Annotated in this window: 15 protein-coding genes; 3 read left to right on the top strand and 12 right to left on the bottom strand. The window is 69.7% G+C overall.

Annotated elements, in window-relative coordinates; translation table 11 throughout:
- Positions 1-43: 43 nt before the first annotated feature.
- From sodC to ACSQ2B_RS01020, 5 genes are all read right to left on the bottom strand, one after another.
- Entirely contained in the window at positions 44-595 is a 552-nt protein-coding gene (gene sodC / locus ACSQ2B_RS01040) for a superoxide dismutase [Cu-Zn] SodC (RefSeq protein ID WP_436046585.1), read from the bottom strand.
- A gap of 78 nt (positions 596-673) precedes the next feature.
- Complete coding sequence (locus tag ACSQ2B_RS01035; protein ID WP_436046583.1) at positions 674-1,840, bottom strand: GNAT family N-acetyltransferase; 1,167 nt, start codon at positions 1,838-1,840, stop codon at positions 674-676.
- Positions 1,837-2,583, bottom strand: coding sequence for a glycerophosphodiester phosphodiesterase (locus tag ACSQ2B_RS01030; protein WP_436046582.1), 747 nt, complete (start codon positions 2,581-2,583; stop codon positions 1,837-1,839). Before ACSQ2B_RS01030 ends, ACSQ2B_RS01035 begins: the two co-directional genes overlap by 4 nt.
- The gene (locus tag ACSQ2B_RS01025) at positions 2,580-3,044 is read right to left on the bottom strand and encodes a RidA family protein (RefSeq protein WP_436046581.1); all 465 of its coding nucleotides are present in this window, start codon (positions 3,042-3,044) and stop codon (positions 2,580-2,582) included. Before ACSQ2B_RS01025 ends, ACSQ2B_RS01030 begins: the two co-directional genes overlap by 4 nt.
- 133 nt (positions 3,045-3,177) lie before the next feature.
- A complete protein-coding gene (locus ACSQ2B_RS01020) occupies positions 3,178-3,612 on the bottom strand; it encodes a phasin family protein (protein WP_436046580.1) in 435 nt (144 codons plus the stop codon).
- A gap of 296 nt (positions 3,613-3,908) precedes the next feature.
- Between ACSQ2B_RS01020 and ACSQ2B_RS01015 the strand changes: the two genes are divergently transcribed.
- Entirely contained in the window at positions 3,909-5,216 is a 1,308-nt protein-coding gene (locus ACSQ2B_RS01015; RefSeq protein ID WP_436046579.1) for a serine hydrolase, read from the top strand.
- Positions 5,217-5,403: 187 nt separating this feature from the next.
- The gene (locus ACSQ2B_RS01010; RefSeq protein ID WP_436046578.1) at positions 5,404-7,182 is read left to right on the top strand and encodes a cation:proton antiporter domain-containing protein; all 1,779 of its coding nucleotides are present in this window, start codon (positions 5,404-5,406) and stop codon (positions 7,180-7,182) included.
- A gap of 16 nt (positions 7,183-7,198) precedes the next feature.
- On the opposite strand, the gene ACSQ2B_RS01005 is transcribed toward ACSQ2B_RS01010, so the two are convergent.
- Positions 7,199-7,621 (bottom strand): J domain-containing protein, encoded by a 423-nt coding sequence (locus ACSQ2B_RS01005; RefSeq protein ID WP_436046577.1) that lies wholly within the window; start codon positions 7,619-7,621, stop codon positions 7,199-7,201.
- A gap of 13 nt (positions 7,622-7,634) precedes the next feature.
- Positions 7,635-8,465, bottom strand: a complete 831-nt coding sequence (locus ACSQ2B_RS01000) for a division plane positioning ATPase MipZ (RefSeq protein WP_436046576.1) — start codon at positions 8,463-8,465, stop codon at positions 7,635-7,637.
- 164 nt (positions 8,466-8,629) lie between these two features.
- Between ACSQ2B_RS01000 and panC the strand changes: the two genes are divergently transcribed.
- Positions 8,630-9,487 (top strand): pantoate--beta-alanine ligase, encoded by an 858-nt coding sequence (panC, locus tag ACSQ2B_RS00995; protein WP_436046575.1) that lies wholly within the window; start codon positions 8,630-8,632, stop codon positions 9,485-9,487.
- A gap of 268 nt (positions 9,488-9,755) precedes the next feature.
- On the opposite strand, the gene ACSQ2B_RS00990 is transcribed toward panC, so the two are convergent.
- The 5 genes from ACSQ2B_RS00990 to ACSQ2B_RS00970 form a co-directional block, all read right to left on the bottom strand.
- The gene (locus tag ACSQ2B_RS00990) at positions 9,756-10,535 is read right to left on the bottom strand and encodes a transglutaminase-like domain-containing protein (protein WP_436046573.1); all 780 of its coding nucleotides are present in this window, start codon (positions 10,533-10,535) and stop codon (positions 9,756-9,758) included.
- 108 nt (positions 10,536-10,643) lie between these two features.
- Positions 10,644-11,054, bottom strand: a complete 411-nt coding sequence (locus ACSQ2B_RS00985) for a DUF1489 family protein (RefSeq protein WP_436046572.1) — start codon at positions 11,052-11,054, stop codon at positions 10,644-10,646.
- Between the two features lie 155 nt (positions 11,055-11,209).
- On the bottom strand, positions 11,210-12,571 hold the full coding sequence (gene eat / locus ACSQ2B_RS00980; protein WP_436046570.1) for an ethanolamine permease: 1,362 nt from the start codon (positions 12,569-12,571) through the stop codon (positions 11,210-11,212).
- Between the two features lie 44 nt (positions 12,572-12,615).
- Complete coding sequence (eutC, locus tag ACSQ2B_RS00975) at positions 12,616-13,368, bottom strand: ethanolamine ammonia-lyase subunit EutC (RefSeq protein WP_436046569.1); 753 nt, start codon at positions 13,366-13,368, stop codon at positions 12,616-12,618.
- A complete protein-coding gene (locus ACSQ2B_RS00970) occupies positions 13,365-14,762 on the bottom strand; it encodes an ethanolamine ammonia-lyase subunit EutB (protein WP_436046567.1) in 1,398 nt (465 codons plus the stop codon). The genes eutC and ACSQ2B_RS00970 overlap by 4 nt, the downstream gene beginning before the upstream one ends.
- Between the last annotated feature and the right edge of the window lie 113 nt (positions 14,763-14,875).

Raw genomic sequence — 14,875 nt, 5'->3', positions numbered from 1 at the left:
GTCAGCCAGAGAAGCGCCGCGAGGCGACGGGGCGCTGCGCGCCTCAGTTCGCCACGCCGCAGGCCAGGCGCGCGCCGCCGCCGCCGAGCGGCGGGACGTCGGCGTAGGTGTCGCCGCCGGCATGGATCATCAGGGCGTGGCCCTTGAATTCCTCGACCGACTTGATCCGCCCCACGGCCAGGGTCTGGTGGGAGGTCCCGTCCGCGCCGACCGCGATCTTCGGAAGGTCGCCCAGGTGGCCCGCGCCCTCCGGCCCCATGTGCATCTTGGTCATCGCCGGATCCAGGTGCGCGCCCGCCCCGCCGGCCGGCGTCACCTTGCCGTCCGGGCCGGTGGCCGGGGCGCAGGACGGATTGACGTGCAGGTGGAAGCCGTGCTCGCCCGGCGGCAGGCCGTGCAGCTCCAGCTTCATCATCACGCCCGCCGTCCCATCGCTGAGGGTCACCTTGCCGACCGATGCGCCGGGCCCCTCCGGGGTGGCGAGGGCCATCGGCACGGTCACGCTGGCGGCCAGCGCCGGCGCGGCGAGCGCCGCCGTGGTCAGACCAAGCGCCAGAGCGACGCCGAACCGGCGCGATGAGCTCAGAAGGGTCATGTCAGCTTCCTCTTGTGTCCCAGTCCGCGGCCCGACGAGGACCGCGGGGCCGCACAATGGCCGAGCTTTACGGCCCGGTCAGGGGCCTTCATGCCGGAAGGGCGAATATTCTTCGGCCAGCCACTCCATCTCGGCCTCCACCCCAGCCCGCTCGCGCTCGACGAAGGCCTCGACGGGGCCGCGCAGGGCGGGGTCGGCGATGTAGTGGGCGGAATAGACCGGGCACGGCAGATAGCCGCGGGCGATCTTGTGCTGGCCCTGGGCGCCGGCCTCGACCCGGGCCAGACCCCGCTCGATCGCCCATTCGATGGCCTGGTAGTAGCAGAGCTCGAAGTGCAGGAAGGGCACGTCTTCCAGACAGCCCCAGTTGCGGCCGTAGAGGCAGTCGTCGCCGATCAGGTTCAGCGCGCCGGCGATCCAACGCCCCTCGCGGCGGGCCATGATCAACAGCACCCGGTCGGCCATCCGCTCGCTCAGCAGGGTGAAGAACCGCCGCGTCAGGTAGGGCTGGCCCCATTTGCGCGCGCCGGTGTCGGTGTAGAAGGCGAAGAAGGCGTCCCAGTGCGCCTCCGTCAGGTCCTGGCCGGTCAGCCGGAGGATCTCCAGCCCCGCCTGGGCGTCGCGGCGCTCGCGGCGAATGGTCTTGCGCCGGCCGGACGAAAGCGCGGCCAGGAAGTCCTCGAAGCTGGCGTAGCCGCGGTTGTTCCAGTGGTACTGCTGGCCCTCGCGCCGGGCGAGCCCCCGCCCGCCCAGCCAGCGCCACTCCTCCCCGGTCGGGAAGTTCACGTGCAGGGACGAGGCGCCGAACTTCTCGCAGACCGCCAGCGCCCCGCCGAGCAGCACCGCGCGCGCCGCCTCCGGATCCACATCGGCGCGGACCAGCAGGCGCGGTCCGGTGGCGGGCGTAAACGGCGTGGCGCTGAGCAGCTTGGGATAGTAGCGCCCGCCCGCCCGCTCGTAGGCGTCGGCCCAGGCGTGGTCGAAGATGTACTCGCCCTGGCTGTGAGCCTTCAGATAGAGCGGCATGACGGCGGCGATGCGGCCGGTCTCGTCCGCCACGCTCAGGTGCCGCGGACCCCAGCCGGTGCGTTCGACCGCGCAGTCCGCCGCCTCCAGGCTGTCCAGGAAGTCAAAGCGGATGAAGGGATTGCCGGCGTAGGCCGGATTGTCGGCGCAGGCGTCCCAGGACTCGCGGCCGATCTCGGCGATGCGGTGGTGGACCTTGACCGCCGGCTCCAGCCTCATGGGCGGAAGCCTTCGAAGATCAGGTTGTCGCAGGCCTGCTCGACCGCAGACCATTGGCCAGGCTCGCGCACCGTCCAGGCGACGACCGGCATGCCTGCGGCGCGGTGGCGCGCCGCGGCGGGGCTGGGCAGCATGTCGAGGCCGAGCGCCAGGAAGTGCGGGCGCGCGATCGCCACCTGCTCGAGCCGTGCGTAGGCCGCGCGCTGGGTGGGCGCCAGCCCCTTGGCGTGGCGGTAGGAATAGCTGTCGAGGCCGCGCAGCACGGCTGGGAAGCGCTCGGCGAACCAGGCGTGCGAATAGGGATTGAAGCCGATCACCGCCACCGGGCCAGGGTGATCGACGATGATCTCCTGGACGCGCTGCTCCAGCGGACCGACGGCGCCGGCGGACGTCTTGATCTCGACCAGCACCAGGGCGCGGCGACCGACCAGGGCCAGGGTCTCCAGCAGGGTCGGGATACGCTCCGCGGTTCCGCCGAGGCGCAGCTCGGCCAGTTCGGCGGCGGTGTGATCGCAAAGCCGACCCTGGGCGCCGGTCAGCCGTTCCAGGGTCTCGTCGTGGAAGACCATGGCCTCGCCGTCGGCGGAAAGCTGCACGTCGAGCTCGATGCCGTAACCGGCGGCGCAGGCGGCCTGGAAGGCGCCCAGCGAATTCTCCGGCGGACCATCCGGGCTCCACAACCCGCGGTGCGCCACCGGCGGGCCCGTCAAGAGATCCCAGGCCTCGCCGAAGCGGCTGGTCACGGCTTGAGCGCCACCACCGCATCCACCTCGACGGCGAAGTTCAGCGGCAGGCGGTAGACGCCCACCGCCGAGCGGGCGTGGCGGCCGGCGTCGCCGAAGGCCTCGACCATCAGGTCGGAGGCGCCGTTGACCACCTGGGGGATGTCGAAGAAGCCGGGGCCGGCCTGGACGAAGCCGCCCAGCTTGACGATGCGGGCGACACGCTCGAGGTCGCCGTCGCAGGCGGCCTTCATCTGGGCGATCAGGTTGATCCCGCACAGGCGCGCGGCGCGCTTGGCGGTCTCGGGGTCGACCTCCTCGCCGACCACGCCCTTGATCCCGCCCGACGCGTCGGTCGAGACCTGGCCGGAGATGTGCAGCAGCTCGCCCTGACGGACGAAGGGCACGTAGTTGGCGACGGGGGCGTTGGGCTGCGGAAGCGTGATTCCCAGCGCGGCGAGGCGGTCTTCGATCTGCGACATGAGTTGACCTCTATCGCCGCCGACGGTTTCGGGAAAGACCCGTATGGAAAAGGCCCGGACCAGAGGCCCGGGCCTTCCCAGAGGGTGGCGCCACAGATACGCGCGGCGCCGTTTACGAGAGCTTTTTGGGCGCTTAGCGCGCGGCCTGGAACTTCTCGACCACGTCGGTCACGCGCTCGTTCAGCGGCTTGATGCTGTCCTTCACCGAGGCCGACACGGCTTCGGTCAGCTTGCCGACTTCAGCGATGTAGCTTTCCAGGAAGGTGCGGGCGAGGCTGGTCTGCAGCTCGACCACTTCCTGCACGCTCTTGGCGCCGGCCAGCGAACGGGCGGCGGCGACCTGGTCGTCGAAGGTCTTCTTGGAGAAGGCCACGGCCTGGGCGCCCACCGATTCCGCACCCTTGGCGGCGGCGGTCACCGAGGCGACGACCGCCTCGAGGTTCTTCTTCGAATTGACGTTGGCTTCGTTGAAGGCGGCGAGGGTCTTCTCGACGCCGTCCTTGAAGGCCGTGTTGGATGCGGCGGTGAACTGCTCGACGGTCGACTTGGCGGTTTCAGCGACAGACATGGGAAGCTCTCCTGATTGCGGGCGAAAAATTTTCCGCCGCAGGCGCAAAAAGCGCAGAAAACGTTGGAACTCGCGTGATTTATGCCGGCCAGCGGGATGGGTGTCAACGCGTTTTTGTGCAGTGCACAATAGAATTGGCGCCGCAGTGCATCACGGCAATGTGAACCTGCGGCCGAAGCGCGACAATCGGCGCCTGATCAAGTGCTGTTTACACGTGAGCAACCCTAAGCGTGGCATGCTATGCCAGATTCAGTCGCGGCCGCGCCCGCCCAACCCTTTGATTCGACGGACGAAGCATGTTGCGAAACGCCCGCCGCCTGTTTGTTTCCCTTGGCCTGGCCGCTGCGACCCTGCTCGCAGCCGCTGCGCCGCCGGCTCAGGCGCAAATGCCCTATTTCCGCAGCCTGCTGGCTGCGTCCGACAGCAAGTACGCCGCCATCGTGGTCGATGCGAAGTCGGGCGAGGTCCTCTACTCGAACCACGCCGACAGCCCGCGCTATCCCGCGTCGCTGACCAAGATGATGACCCTGTATCTCACGTTCGAGGCGGTCTCGTCGGGCAAGCTGCGGCTGGAAGACCGGGTGGTGTTCTCGCCGCGCGCGGCGGCTCAGGCGCCGACCAAGCTTGGCGTGGCGGCCGGGGATTCCGTCACCGTCTCCCAGGCGATCCAGGCGATGGCCATCCTTTCGGCCAACGACGTCTCCATGGCGGTGGCTGAACGGCTCGGCGGCAGCGAAGGACGGTTCACCTCGCTGATGACCCTGCGTGCCCAGGAGCTGGGCATGCAGAACACCCGCTTCGTCAATCCGAACGGCCTGCCCGACACCCGGCAGCTCTCCAGCGCCCGGGACATGGCGATCCTGTCGCGCGCGCTGATGCGCGACTATCCGCAATACTATCATTACTTCAGCCAGGGCGGCTTCAACTTCCGCGGCCGCTACGTCAAGGGCCACAACCGCCTGCTGGGCAACGGCGTCGACGGCCTGAAGACGGGCTACACCCGCAGCTCGGGCTTCAACATCGCCATCTCCGGCGTGCGCGACAATCGCCGCCTGGTGGTCGTGGTCATGGGCGGCCCAAGCTCCGCCTCGCGCGACCAGAACGCCGAGGACCTGTTGCTGACCGGCTTCGACGTGCTCTCGCGCCGGGCGCGCGGCGAGCAGGTGACCGTGGCGCAGAACCTGTCCGAGCCTTTGGCGAGCGGTCCGGTCCAACGGCCGCCGGTCGAACAGGGCGACGGCGAACAGGACAACCTGCAGATCGTCCTGGCCGAGGCCACGCCCCCGCCCCGCTCCACCCGGCTCCGCGTCGCCGAGCCGCGCCGCGCCGCGGCCGTCGAGCGCGCCGAGCCCAAGCGCCGCGCCGCAGCCAAGGACGGCTATTCCGTGCAGGTCGGCGCCTTCCGCTCCAAGGCCGACGCCCGCCGCCAGATCACCTTCGTCGAGGACCGCTTCGGCAAGCACCTTGGCGACGCCGATGGCGGGACCGACCGCCAGGCCGGCCGTTACCGCAGCGTCTTCAGCGGCCTGTCGGAGCGCGAAGCCCGCGCCACCTGCAAGGCCATGCGCGCCAAGCGCCTCGACTGCCAGGTGCTGAACAACTGAGCCTCGACCCGAGCCCCTGAAAGACCACAGCCCCGGGCTCGCGCCCGGGGCTTTTTTCGTTCGGATCATCTCGACGTCCGAGACGATGCCCCGCTCGACGCCGACGTCGAGCGGTAAATTCGCCGCCAGTTCGCTGGCGGCGCCAGCAGCCTTGCCTCGGCGTCGTAATCACCCACACAAATGCGGAATGGAAAGTCATGTGATCGCTGGAGGCTACAGGGACATCGTCCTCTTCCTGGCCACCGCCGGCGTGGTGGTCCCGCTGTTCCGGCGCTGGAAGATCAGCCCGATCCTCGGCTTCCTCGGCGCAGGCGTGGTGCTGGGCCCCTACGGCCTGGGCGCCCTCGACGAGCGCGCGCCGTGGCTGAGCTACGTCACCATCAGCAATCCCGACGAGATGGCGCAGCTCGCCGAATTGGGGGTGGTCTTTCTGCTCTTCATGATCGGCCTGGAACTCTCCTGGGAGCGTCTGCGCCTGTTGCGCCGCTATGTCTTCGGACTGGGCGCCCTGCAGGTCAGCCTGTCGCTCGCCGCCATCGCCGGCGTGGGCATGGCCTTCGGACTGTCTCCGCTCGCCGCCGCCGCGGTAGGGGCGGCCCTGGCCCTGTCCTCCACCGCCGTGGTGATGCAGATCCTCACCGAGCATCGCCGCCAGCACTCGACCGCCGGCCGGGCCACCTTCTCCGTGCTGCTGTTCCAGGACCTGGCCGTCGCGCCGATCCTGGTGACCCTGGCCGTGCTCGCCCGAGGCGGCGGCGCGGAACTCTCCCCCAAGATGCTGCTGGCGTTCGCGCCTGCGGCGCTCGGCGTCCTGATCCTGCTCGCCTTCGGCCGACTGCTGCTGCGGCCGATGCTGCGCTCGGTCGCCCGGGCGAAGAGCGAGGAGATGTTCATGGCCGCCTGCCTGCTGGTGGTCATCGGCTCGGGCCTCGTCAGCGCCCTCACCGGCCTCTCGATGGCGCTGGGCGCATTCATCGCCGGCCTGCTGCTGGCCGAGACCGAGTACCGGCACGAGGTCGAGGTCACGATCGAGCCGTTCAAGGGCCTGTTGCTGGGCCTGTTCTTCGTCTCCGTCGGCATTGGCCTCGACCTGTCTCTGCTGGCCCAGAGTCCCGTGACGATCGTCGCGATGGCGGCGAGCATGATCGCGCTCAACGCATTGGTGATCTTCGGCCTCTCGCGCCTGTTCGGGCTGAAAAGCCGCGAAGCGGCGGAAGCCGCCCTGCTGCTGGCCGGCGGCGGCGAGTTCGCCTTCGTGATCCTCTCGGCGGCCATGGACGGCGGCGTCGTCGACCGCCCGATCGGCCAAAGCGTACTGGTGGCCTCGACGCTGTCGATGATGTGCATCCCGGGGCTGGCGGCGATCGGACTGCGGCTGGGCGGGCGGCGGCTGGCCGGCGAGGGGCTGGCGGCGGAGCCGGCGGCCGTCATCGAGGATCCGCGCGTCCTGGTGGCCGGCTACGGCCGGGTCGGCAAGCTGGTGGGAGAGATGCTCAGCCGTCACCAGATTCCATGGGTCGCCGCGGAGCGCGACCCCAAGCTGGTCGAGGCCGGACGGCTGGCCGGCGAAGCGGTGTTCTACGGCGACGCCTCGCGTCCCGAATTCCTGAGGCGTTGCGGCTTGGAGCGCGCGCCGGCCCTGGTCGTCACCATGGATTCCGCCGAAGGGGTGGAGGCCGTGGTCGGCGCCGCCCGGCTGATGCGCGCCGACCTGACGATCGTCGCTCGCGCCCGCGACGCCCGCCAGGCGCAGAGGCTGTACGAACTGGGGGCCACCGACGCGGTGCCGGAGACGGTGGAGGCGAGCCTGCAACTCTCCGAGGCGGTGCTGGTGGAGATCGGCGTGCCGATGGGTTTGATCATCGCCTCGATCCACGAGCGCCGCGACGAATTCCGCAAGGCGCTGAACCGGCCGGAAGCCCTCGGCGGGCGGGGGCGCCGATACCGCCGGGCGGCCAACATCTGAGCGCGGACGATCCGCCCTATCCCCGGAGCAGCCGGTCGCGCGCGGCGTTGAGCTGGGCGGCGAGGCCCGAGGTGCCGCCCTTGTCCGGATGGACGCTGCGCATCAGGCGGGTGTAGGCGGCCTTGATCTCCTCGGGGCTGGCCGTGGGCGGGACGCCGAGAATCGAGCGGGCGTCCTCCAGGCTCATGCGGCTGGCGCGCGGCGAGGCCGGCGCCGCGCCGGGCGGTCGGCGCGTGGAGAGCGCCAGCCAGCCGCCCATCATCAGCAGCACCGCCGCCGGGACCCAGGCTTCGCGCAGACCCGCGAACGCCGCGCCCGCCAGGGTGGCGACCGCAAAGGCGCCCGTGAGGAAACGCCACTCCCGACGCTTGAGGATCGGCTTGCCGCTCGCCCTGAGGATCAGCCAGAGCGCCAGCGCGCCCAGGGCGAGGTAAAGCATCCTGGATCGCGGCCTATTCCGCCGCCAGCATCTCGCCGTCGAGGCCGCTGATGCCCAGCGCCGTCATCACCGCGCGCAGTTCCTGGCGCGCGGCCACATGCTGCAGCGACATGGCCACCGGCCGGATCCCCGGCGAGAGATCGGCGACCGTCAGGCCGAACGGAAAGAGCTCGCGATAGATGACCCGGTCGCGCAGGCCGGGGCCGATGCGGAAGCCGACCTTCTTGGCCAGCGCATTGACCCGCTCGTCCAGACGCTTGCGGTTGCGCGCCTCGGTCGGCGCCAGGCGGTTGCGCAGCACCACCCAGTCGATCATCTTGCGGTCCTTGGCGGCGCGGGCCTTGCGGCTGTTCCACACCGTCTCGGAATAGAGGCTGTGGGTGGTCAGATCGAGGGTCACCGGATCGACCACGCCCAGCATGTCGAAATCGACAAAGCTGTCGTTCATCGGGGTGACGATCAGGTCGGCCAGGCCGTGAGCCGCGCGGCTGATGGCGGTGTCCGCGCCGGGGGTGTCGATCAGCACGAAGTCGGCGCCCTGGCTGGATTCGGCGAAGGCCTCGCCGAAACGAGCCAGCGTCTCCTCCTCGGAGGCCTTGGCGAGAACCGCCCCATCGGAGCTCACCGGATGCTCGATCGGCATCGGCGCCTCGGCCTTGTTGGCCGCCAGCCAGGCGCGGCGATTGGCGAAGAAGTGGCCCATGGTCTGCTGGCGCAGGTCGAGATCCAGCACCGCGACCTTCGCCCCGGCGTGCAGCAGGGCCACAGCGGTGTGGATGGCGATGGTGGACTTGCCCGCCCCGCCCTTCTCGTTGCCGATCACGATGACGCTGGCTTGCGACATGCGCAGCTCTCCTTGCCCGTCGACGCAGGCCACGCCGACTCACAGCCCGCCGTAGCTGAGCCTGTCCCAGACTACCGCGTCAACGCGCCGAACGCCGCGTCCGCCCGATTTACGCCACAAGCCGGCTCGGCCATAAGCGACACCGCCTGTCCGGAGCTTCGAAGATGTCCCAGTCCCCCCTGCCCGTCGTCCGCCCCGTCGCGGAGCTGCGAGGGAAGGTGCGGGCCTGGCGCGCCGCCGGCGAGCGGATCGGCTTCGTCCCGACCATGGGAGCCCTGCATGAGGGCCACCTCTCCCTGGTCCAGCTGGCCCGCCAGCACGCCCAGCGGGTGGTGGTCAGCATCTTCGTCAATCCAACCCAGTTCGCGCCGCACGAGGATTTCGACGCCTATCCGCGCGGCGAGGCGCGCGACGCCGAACTGCTGGCCGCCGCAGGCTGCGACCTATTGTTCGCGCCGACGGTGGCTGAGATGTATCCGTCGGGCTTCGCCACCACCGTCACCGTTGGCGGGGTTACCGAGCCGCTGGACGGGGCCGCCCGGCCCGGCCACTTCGCAGGCGTCGCCACCGTGGTCTCCAAACTGCTGAACCAGTGCGGCCCCGACGTCGCCGTCTTCGGCGAGAAGGACTACCAGCAACTGCAGGTGATCCGCCGCCTGGTGCGCGACCTCGACCTGCCGGTGGAGATCGTCGGCGCGCCGACCGCCCGCGCGCCGGACGGCCTGGCGCTGTCCTCGCGCAACGCCTACCTGACGCCGGCCGAACGCAAGATCGCGCCGAGCCTCGCCCGCACCCTGGGCGCCGCCTGTGCGGGCCTGCGCGCCGGGGCCCGCGTCTCGGACGTCGAGGCCGAGGCGGTCGCCGCCCTGACGGCCGCCGGGTTTCGCAGGGTCGACTATGTCGAGGTCCGCACCGCGGAGGACCTGTCGCGGCTGGGGCCCGGCCCGATCACCTCGCCGGCCCGCATCCTCGCCGCCGCCTTCCTGGGCAAGACCCGGCTGATCGACAACTTCGCCGTTTGAGAGGGCGTCGCCCCCTGTACCCCAGATTGACTTTCGAACGCCGGGATCCACACCCAATCCGGTCATCCCCGCGAAAGCGGCTTCGCCCCTTCCTTGCCGTCATTCCCGACCTTGTGTCGGGAACCCATGCACGCGGAGCGACAGAGACAATCCTGCGCCTTCGACGTTCATGGGTGGCCGGGACGGCGCCCGGCCATGACGGAAGGATGGGATGCAGCCCCTCAGGTTAGCGCCCACGCGCGTTCGCGGGGATGACCGGCTAAAGTTGCTAAGCCGCCTGGGCGATCGTGAAGGACTGGGTGACGAGCTGCGCCTGTCCGAAGATCGACATGAAGGCGATGTCCGCCGCATCGCGCCCGGTCGCCACGCGCACCAGCCCCTCGGGCCGGACCTTCCCCGTCGGGTCGACGAGACGCCATTTGTCGCCGACGAAGACCTCCACCACCGCATGCATGTCCGGCGGATCCAGCTCCCAGCCGTAGGCGCTGACCGCCCGCGCCGGGATCTGCGACGCCCGGCAGAGGCTGATCGTCAGGTGGGTGAAGTCGCGGCAAACCCCCGCCCGATCGACAAAGGTGTCCAGCGAGGTGGTGGCCGCGTCGCTGACGCCCGCCACATAGTCGAGGTGCTCGGCGACCCAGGCGAGGATGGCTTCGACCCGATCGCCGCCGGCGGTGTCGCTGAACTCCCGGTTCACGAACCGCTCGAAGCGATCCGACGGACAGTAGCGGCTGGGACGAAGGTGCCGCAGCGCCTCCGGCGGCAGGTGGTCGATGGCGACGCCCGGCGCGCCCGTCAGGGCGCAGTCGCGCTCGGCGACGTCGATCTCCGCCTGATACTGGATCTGAACGGTGTCCGCAGCCAGGAAGGCCGCCCGCCGCTCACCCGTCTCCGCGTCGTCAAGGCGGGTGATGTGGGCGTTGTCCGAGATGATGAGGGATTCCCGCGAGACCCGCTGATCGCCGCCGTTGGCGGCCTCCAGCAACAGGAGCACTTCGCACGGGGTGGCGAACTGATAGGTCAGGTCAGCGCTGACGCTAAACCGCATGGGCAGGGAACCTCTCGAAGGCGGCGACGCCGGCAGGCTGTCTAACAGGGTCACCGCATACCGGCCCCATGCGACAAGCGAATTTCCGGCGGCGTCAGGGGTGGGCGCTCACCAGGCGCCCAACTCGCGCAGCTGGCGAGCCAGGTCGGGCGGAATCTCACCAGCGAGATCCGGCGCGAGATCTTCCGGCGCGTCCTTCGGCTCCAGGTAGCGCCAGCCCTGAAAAGCCCGCCTCGGCGTCGGCGCGACGCGGACGATCTCCGGCGTAAGGGTGACCTCGCAGCGGGCGTTCGGCCCCTCGCCCACGGTGGTGATGGCGAGGATCGGCTGGCGGCAGAGGATGACGCCCTTGAACACCCGGTAGAGCGAACCGCCGTCCACCATCTCGGCCGCGCGCTTGGGCGTCTGGCGGGTGTGCATCGTCCAGGGCCGGCCGCCGTCCACATCCGCCGCATGCCAGTCGACCAGGTCCTCGACCGTGTCGCAGCCGACGCAGAGCTTGATCATGTGGAGAGGCATGGGGAAATCGAGGACCAGCACGCCGGGGACCACCCCCAGGAAGCCCGCGTCTGTAGCAGACCTGGCCCCGGCGCCAATCGGCGGTCTTGTCTCATCCCGCACGCAGCCGCCGCCCCGATGGCTCGAGGCGGCGGCGCGAGCGGCGTCCGAGAGGCCTACTCAGCGGGTTCGGCGACCATCACCACGCTGCGCTTACCGAACAGCTTCCAGAGCAGGAAGGCGATCGCCAGCATGGCGACGAAGATGCCGAACAGCAGGGGGTTGAAGTAGATCATGGTCGCCATGCAGCCCAGGGAGAGCGCCAGCGCGATCCCGGGAACGATCGGATAGCCGGGCGCCATGAAGCTGCGCTCGAGGTCAGGCTCGCTGACCCGCAGCTTGAACAGGGCCGCCATCGAGATGATGTAGAGCAGGATGGCGCCGAACACCGAGAGGGTGACGATGTTGGCCGTCAGGCTCAGTCCCCCCAGCTTGACGAAGCTGTCCGAGAAGATCGCCGCGATGCCCACCGCGCCGCCGGCCAGGATGGCCCAGTGCGGCGTGGCGAATTTCGGGTGAATCTTGGCGAGAACCTCGGGCAGGTAGCCGGCCCGGCCGAGCGCGAAGATCTGGCGCGAATAGCCGACGATGATGCCGTGGAAGGAAGCGATCAGGCCGAACAGGCCGATCGCCACCATCATGTGCAGCCAGCCGGAATTTTCGCCGACGACGAGCTTCATCGCCTGCGGCAGGGGGTCGTTGACGGTGGAGAGCTTGCTCCAGTCGCCCACCCCGCCGGTGAAGATCATCGCCCCGAAGGCCAGGAAGACCAGGGTCAGGATGCCGGCGATATAGGCGATCGGCACCACCTTCTTCGGGTTCTTGGTCTCCTCGGCCGCCATGGCCGCGCCCTCGATGGCCAGGAAGAACCAGATGGCGAAGGGAATGGCGGCGAAGATGCCGCTGATGGCCGCCGGGCTGAACTCGGAGGAGCCCGCCCAGCCGTTGAGGGCGAAGCGCGCGAACGAGAAGCCCGGCGCGACCACGCCCATGAAGATCAGCAGTTCGCCGATGGCCAGCAGGGTGACGACCAGCTCGAAGGTGGCCGCGATCGTCACGCCGACGATGTTGAGGGCCATGAAGACGACATAGGCGCCAACCGCCGACATCTTCGGGTCGAGGGCCGGGAACTGGACGTTGAGGTAGGACCCGATGGCCAGGGCGATGGCCGGCGGGGCGAAGACGAACTCGATCAGGGTGGCGAAGCCGCCGATGAAGCCGCCGACCGGGCCGAAGGCCCTCAGGCCGTAGGCGAAGGGACCGCCCGCGTGCGGGATGGCCGTGGTCAGCTCGGTGTAGGAGAAGATGAAGGTCGTATACATGACCGCGACCAGGATGGTGGTCACCAGGAAGCCCAGGGTGCCGGCGCTTCCCCATCCGAAGTTCCAGCCGAAGTACTCGCCGGAGATCACGAGGCCGACCGCTATCCCCCACAGATGCAGGCCGGATAGCTGCTTCTTTAGTCCTGTCTCAGTCATGAGGAGCGCCTTCTACACACACATGTCGGGTCATTCCGGCCGGGTCATTCCGGAGCGGAAGCGGTTGGCAGCTGCGCCGCGGAGCCCGCGTTTTCCTTCAGGCCCACGCCGGTCAGGCCGAGCCTGAAGGCCTCGCGGAGCAGCCATGCGATCCGGTCGGCGGCGCCTTCGTAGGTGAGGCCGTCGAGGTGGATGTTGGAGACGCAGTTGCGCTCGCTATCCATGCGGCCGACCTTCGGCGCATGGGTGACGTAGGCGCCCAGGCTGTCCGGCGCGGAGAGGCCCGGACGCTCGCCGATCAGGATGACGACGGCCCGGGCCTGCAGCCCCTCGCCGATCTCGTCGCCCAGGGCGACACGGGCCTGTTCGGCCAGCACCACCGGGCCGACCTTCAGATCCCCCAGCCGGTTCAGGCAGGCGCCCAGCGCCGCTTCCGCATGGTGCTCGATCGCCGCCGCCGAGAGACCGTCGCCCAGCACGAAGACGACATCGAAGGGCCCGCCCTCAAGGCGCGCGGCGTCCGCCGGCTCCAGCCTGCGGCCGAGGTCCGGGCGGGCGAGATACTGGGTGCGGCTTTCGCAGCGGGAGCGGACCCGGACGGTCTCGCGCGGCGCCAGACGCTGCGCCATCGCCGCGAAGTCGACCGCCCCGTGGACCGCATCGCGCGCCCGGGCGTGGGCCAGCTGCAGCTCCAGGTTCGCCGTCGTCGGAATGCCGTCGCCGCAGCGGCCGAGGCCGATCCGCGCCCGGGTGGCGAGGCGAAACCGCGCGAAGGGATCGAGCTCGACGATGCTCATGGCGCCGCCCCGTAGTCGAGCAGCCGGCGGGCGTGCGGCGCGCCATGGCCCACGGGCGCCAGCCGCCCGGCCCCATCGAGCATCCCCATCCGCCGCAGCCAGGCCTCGAACTCCGGGGCCGGCGGCTTGTTGAACAGGTGCCGGAGGCTGACCACGTCGTGGTACGACAGGCTCTGGTAGTTGAGCATGATGTCGTCGGCGCCGGGCACGGCGATCAGGAAGTTGCACCCCGCCGTGGTCAGCAGCACGGCCAGGCTGTCCATGTCGTCCTGGTCAGCTTCGGCGTGGTTGGTGTAGCAGACGTCGACGCCCATCGGCACGCCGAGCAGCTTTCCGCAGAAGTGATCCTCCAGCCCCGCCCGGATGATCTGCTTGGCGTCGTAGAGGTATTCCGGGCCGATGAAGCCGACCACCGTATTGACCAAGAGCGGCTTCAGTTCGCGGCAGACGGCGTAGGCGCGGACCTCGACGGTCTGCTGGTCGACGCCGTGGTGCGCGCCGGCCGAGAGCGCGCTGCCCTGGCCGGTCTCCAGGTAGACGACGTTGTCGCCGACCGTCCCGCGCTTCAGCGAGAGCGCCGCGTCGCGGCCCTCGCGCAGCACCGCCAGGTCGACGCCGAACCCGGCGTTGGCGGCCTGCGTCCCGGCCACCGACTGGAACACCAGGTCGAGCGGCGCGCCGCGCTCGATCGCCTGGATGGAGTTGGTGATGTGGGTCAGCACGCACGACTGGGTCGGGATCTCGAACCGCTCGCGCAGCCGGTCGAGCAGGGTCAGAAGCGTGATGCAGGCGTCGACGTTGTCGGTGGCCGGATTGATGCCGATCACCGCGTCGCCGACCCCGTAGAGCAGCCCGTCGAGCGTCGATCCGGCGATCCCCATCGGGTCATCGGTCGGATGGTTGGGCTGCAGCCGGCTGGCTAGCCGTCCGGGCAGGCCCAGGGTGTTGCGGAAGGCGGTGACCACCTGGATCTTCGCGCCGACCACGATCAGGTCGTGGTTGCGCATCAGCTTGGAGACCGCCGCCGCCATCTCCGGCGTCAGGCCGGGCGCCAAGGCGCTCAGGGCTTCGGTCGTCGCCTCATAGGACAGGAGCCATTCGCGGAACTGGCCGACGGTCATGTGGCTGACCGGGGCGAAGGCCGCGGCGTCGTGGCTGTCGACGATCAGGCGCGTGACCTCGTCGTCCTCGTAAGGGACCACCAGGTCCTCGAGAAAGACCTTCAGCGGCAGGTCGGCGAGGACATAGCGCGCGGCGATGCAGCGCTCGTTGCTCTCGGCGGCGACGCCGGCCAGCCGATCGCCGGACCGCAGCGGACTGGCGCAGGCCAGGACGTCCTTCAGATCCCTGAAACCGTGCGTTTCTCCGCCAAGACGAACTGAATATGTCGCCATGACGCGCAGCCCCTAGGACAGGCCGACGACGACGAGACGCCAGGCCGCCGGACGCGGCGCAGCGAGACGTTCGATCCGTCCGGTCTGTTGAAGACCCAGGCGCATTCGGGAGG

The sequence above is a fragment of the Phenylobacterium sp. LjRoot225 genome (genome assembly GCF_964252855.1).
Lineage (GTDB): Bacteria > Pseudomonadota > Alphaproteobacteria > Caulobacterales > Caulobacteraceae > Phenylobacterium.
The sequence above is the reverse complement of the archived record's forward strand: the minus strand, read 5'-3'. Positions and strand labels throughout refer to the sequence as shown.

Bases quoted from the DNA above. Each gene is read 5' to 3' on its own strand.
- panC (WP_436046575.1), top strand. From the start codon at position 8,630: ATGTCCCAGTCCCCCCTGCCCGTCGTCCGCCCCGTCGCGGAGCTGCGA.
- ACSQ2B_RS00990 (WP_436046573.1), bottom strand. From the start codon at position 10,535: ATGCGGTTTAGCGTCAGCGCTGACCTGACCTATCAGTTCGCCACCCCG.
- ACSQ2B_RS00985 (WP_436046572.1), bottom strand. From the start codon at position 11,054: ATGCCTCTCCACATGATCAAGCTCTGCGTCGGCTGCGACACGGTCGAG.
- ACSQ2B_RS01035 (WP_436046583.1), bottom strand. From the start codon at position 1,840: ATGAGGCTGGAGCCGGCGGTCAAGGTCCACCACCGCATCGCCGAGATC.
- ACSQ2B_RS01015 (WP_436046579.1), top strand. From the start codon at position 3,909: ATGTTGCGAAACGCCCGCCGCCTGTTTGTTTCCCTTGGCCTGGCCGCT.
- ACSQ2B_RS01010 (WP_436046578.1), top strand. From the start codon at position 5,404: ATGGAAAGTCATGTGATCGCTGGAGGCTACAGGGACATCGTCCTCTTC.
- ACSQ2B_RS00970 (WP_436046567.1), bottom strand. From the start codon at position 14,762: ATGGCGACATATTCAGTTCGTCTTGGCGGAGAAACGCACGGTTTCAGG.
- ACSQ2B_RS01005 (WP_436046577.1), bottom strand. From the start codon at position 7,621: ATGCTTTACCTCGCCCTGGGCGCGCTGGCGCTCTGGCTGATCCTCAGG.
- eat (WP_436046570.1), bottom strand. From the start codon at position 12,571: ATGACTGAGACAGGACTAAAGAAGCAGCTATCCGGCCTGCATCTGTGG.
- ACSQ2B_RS01000 (WP_436046576.1), bottom strand. From the start codon at position 8,465: ATGTCGCAAGCCAGCGTCATCGTGATCGGCAACGAGAAGGGCGGGGCG.
- ACSQ2B_RS01020 (WP_436046580.1), bottom strand. From the start codon at position 3,612: ATGTCTGTCGCTGAAACCGCCAAGTCGACCGTCGAGCAGTTCACCGCC.
- sodC (WP_436046585.1), bottom strand. From the start codon at position 595: ATGACCCTTCTGAGCTCATCGCGCCGGTTCGGCGTCGCTCTGGCGCTT.
- ACSQ2B_RS01025 (WP_436046581.1), bottom strand. From the start codon at position 3,044: ATGTCGCAGATCGAAGACCGCCTCGCCGCGCTGGGAATCACGCTTCCG.
- eutC (WP_436046569.1), bottom strand. From the start codon at position 13,368: ATGAGCATCGTCGAGCTCGATCCCTTCGCGCGGTTTCGCCTCGCCACC.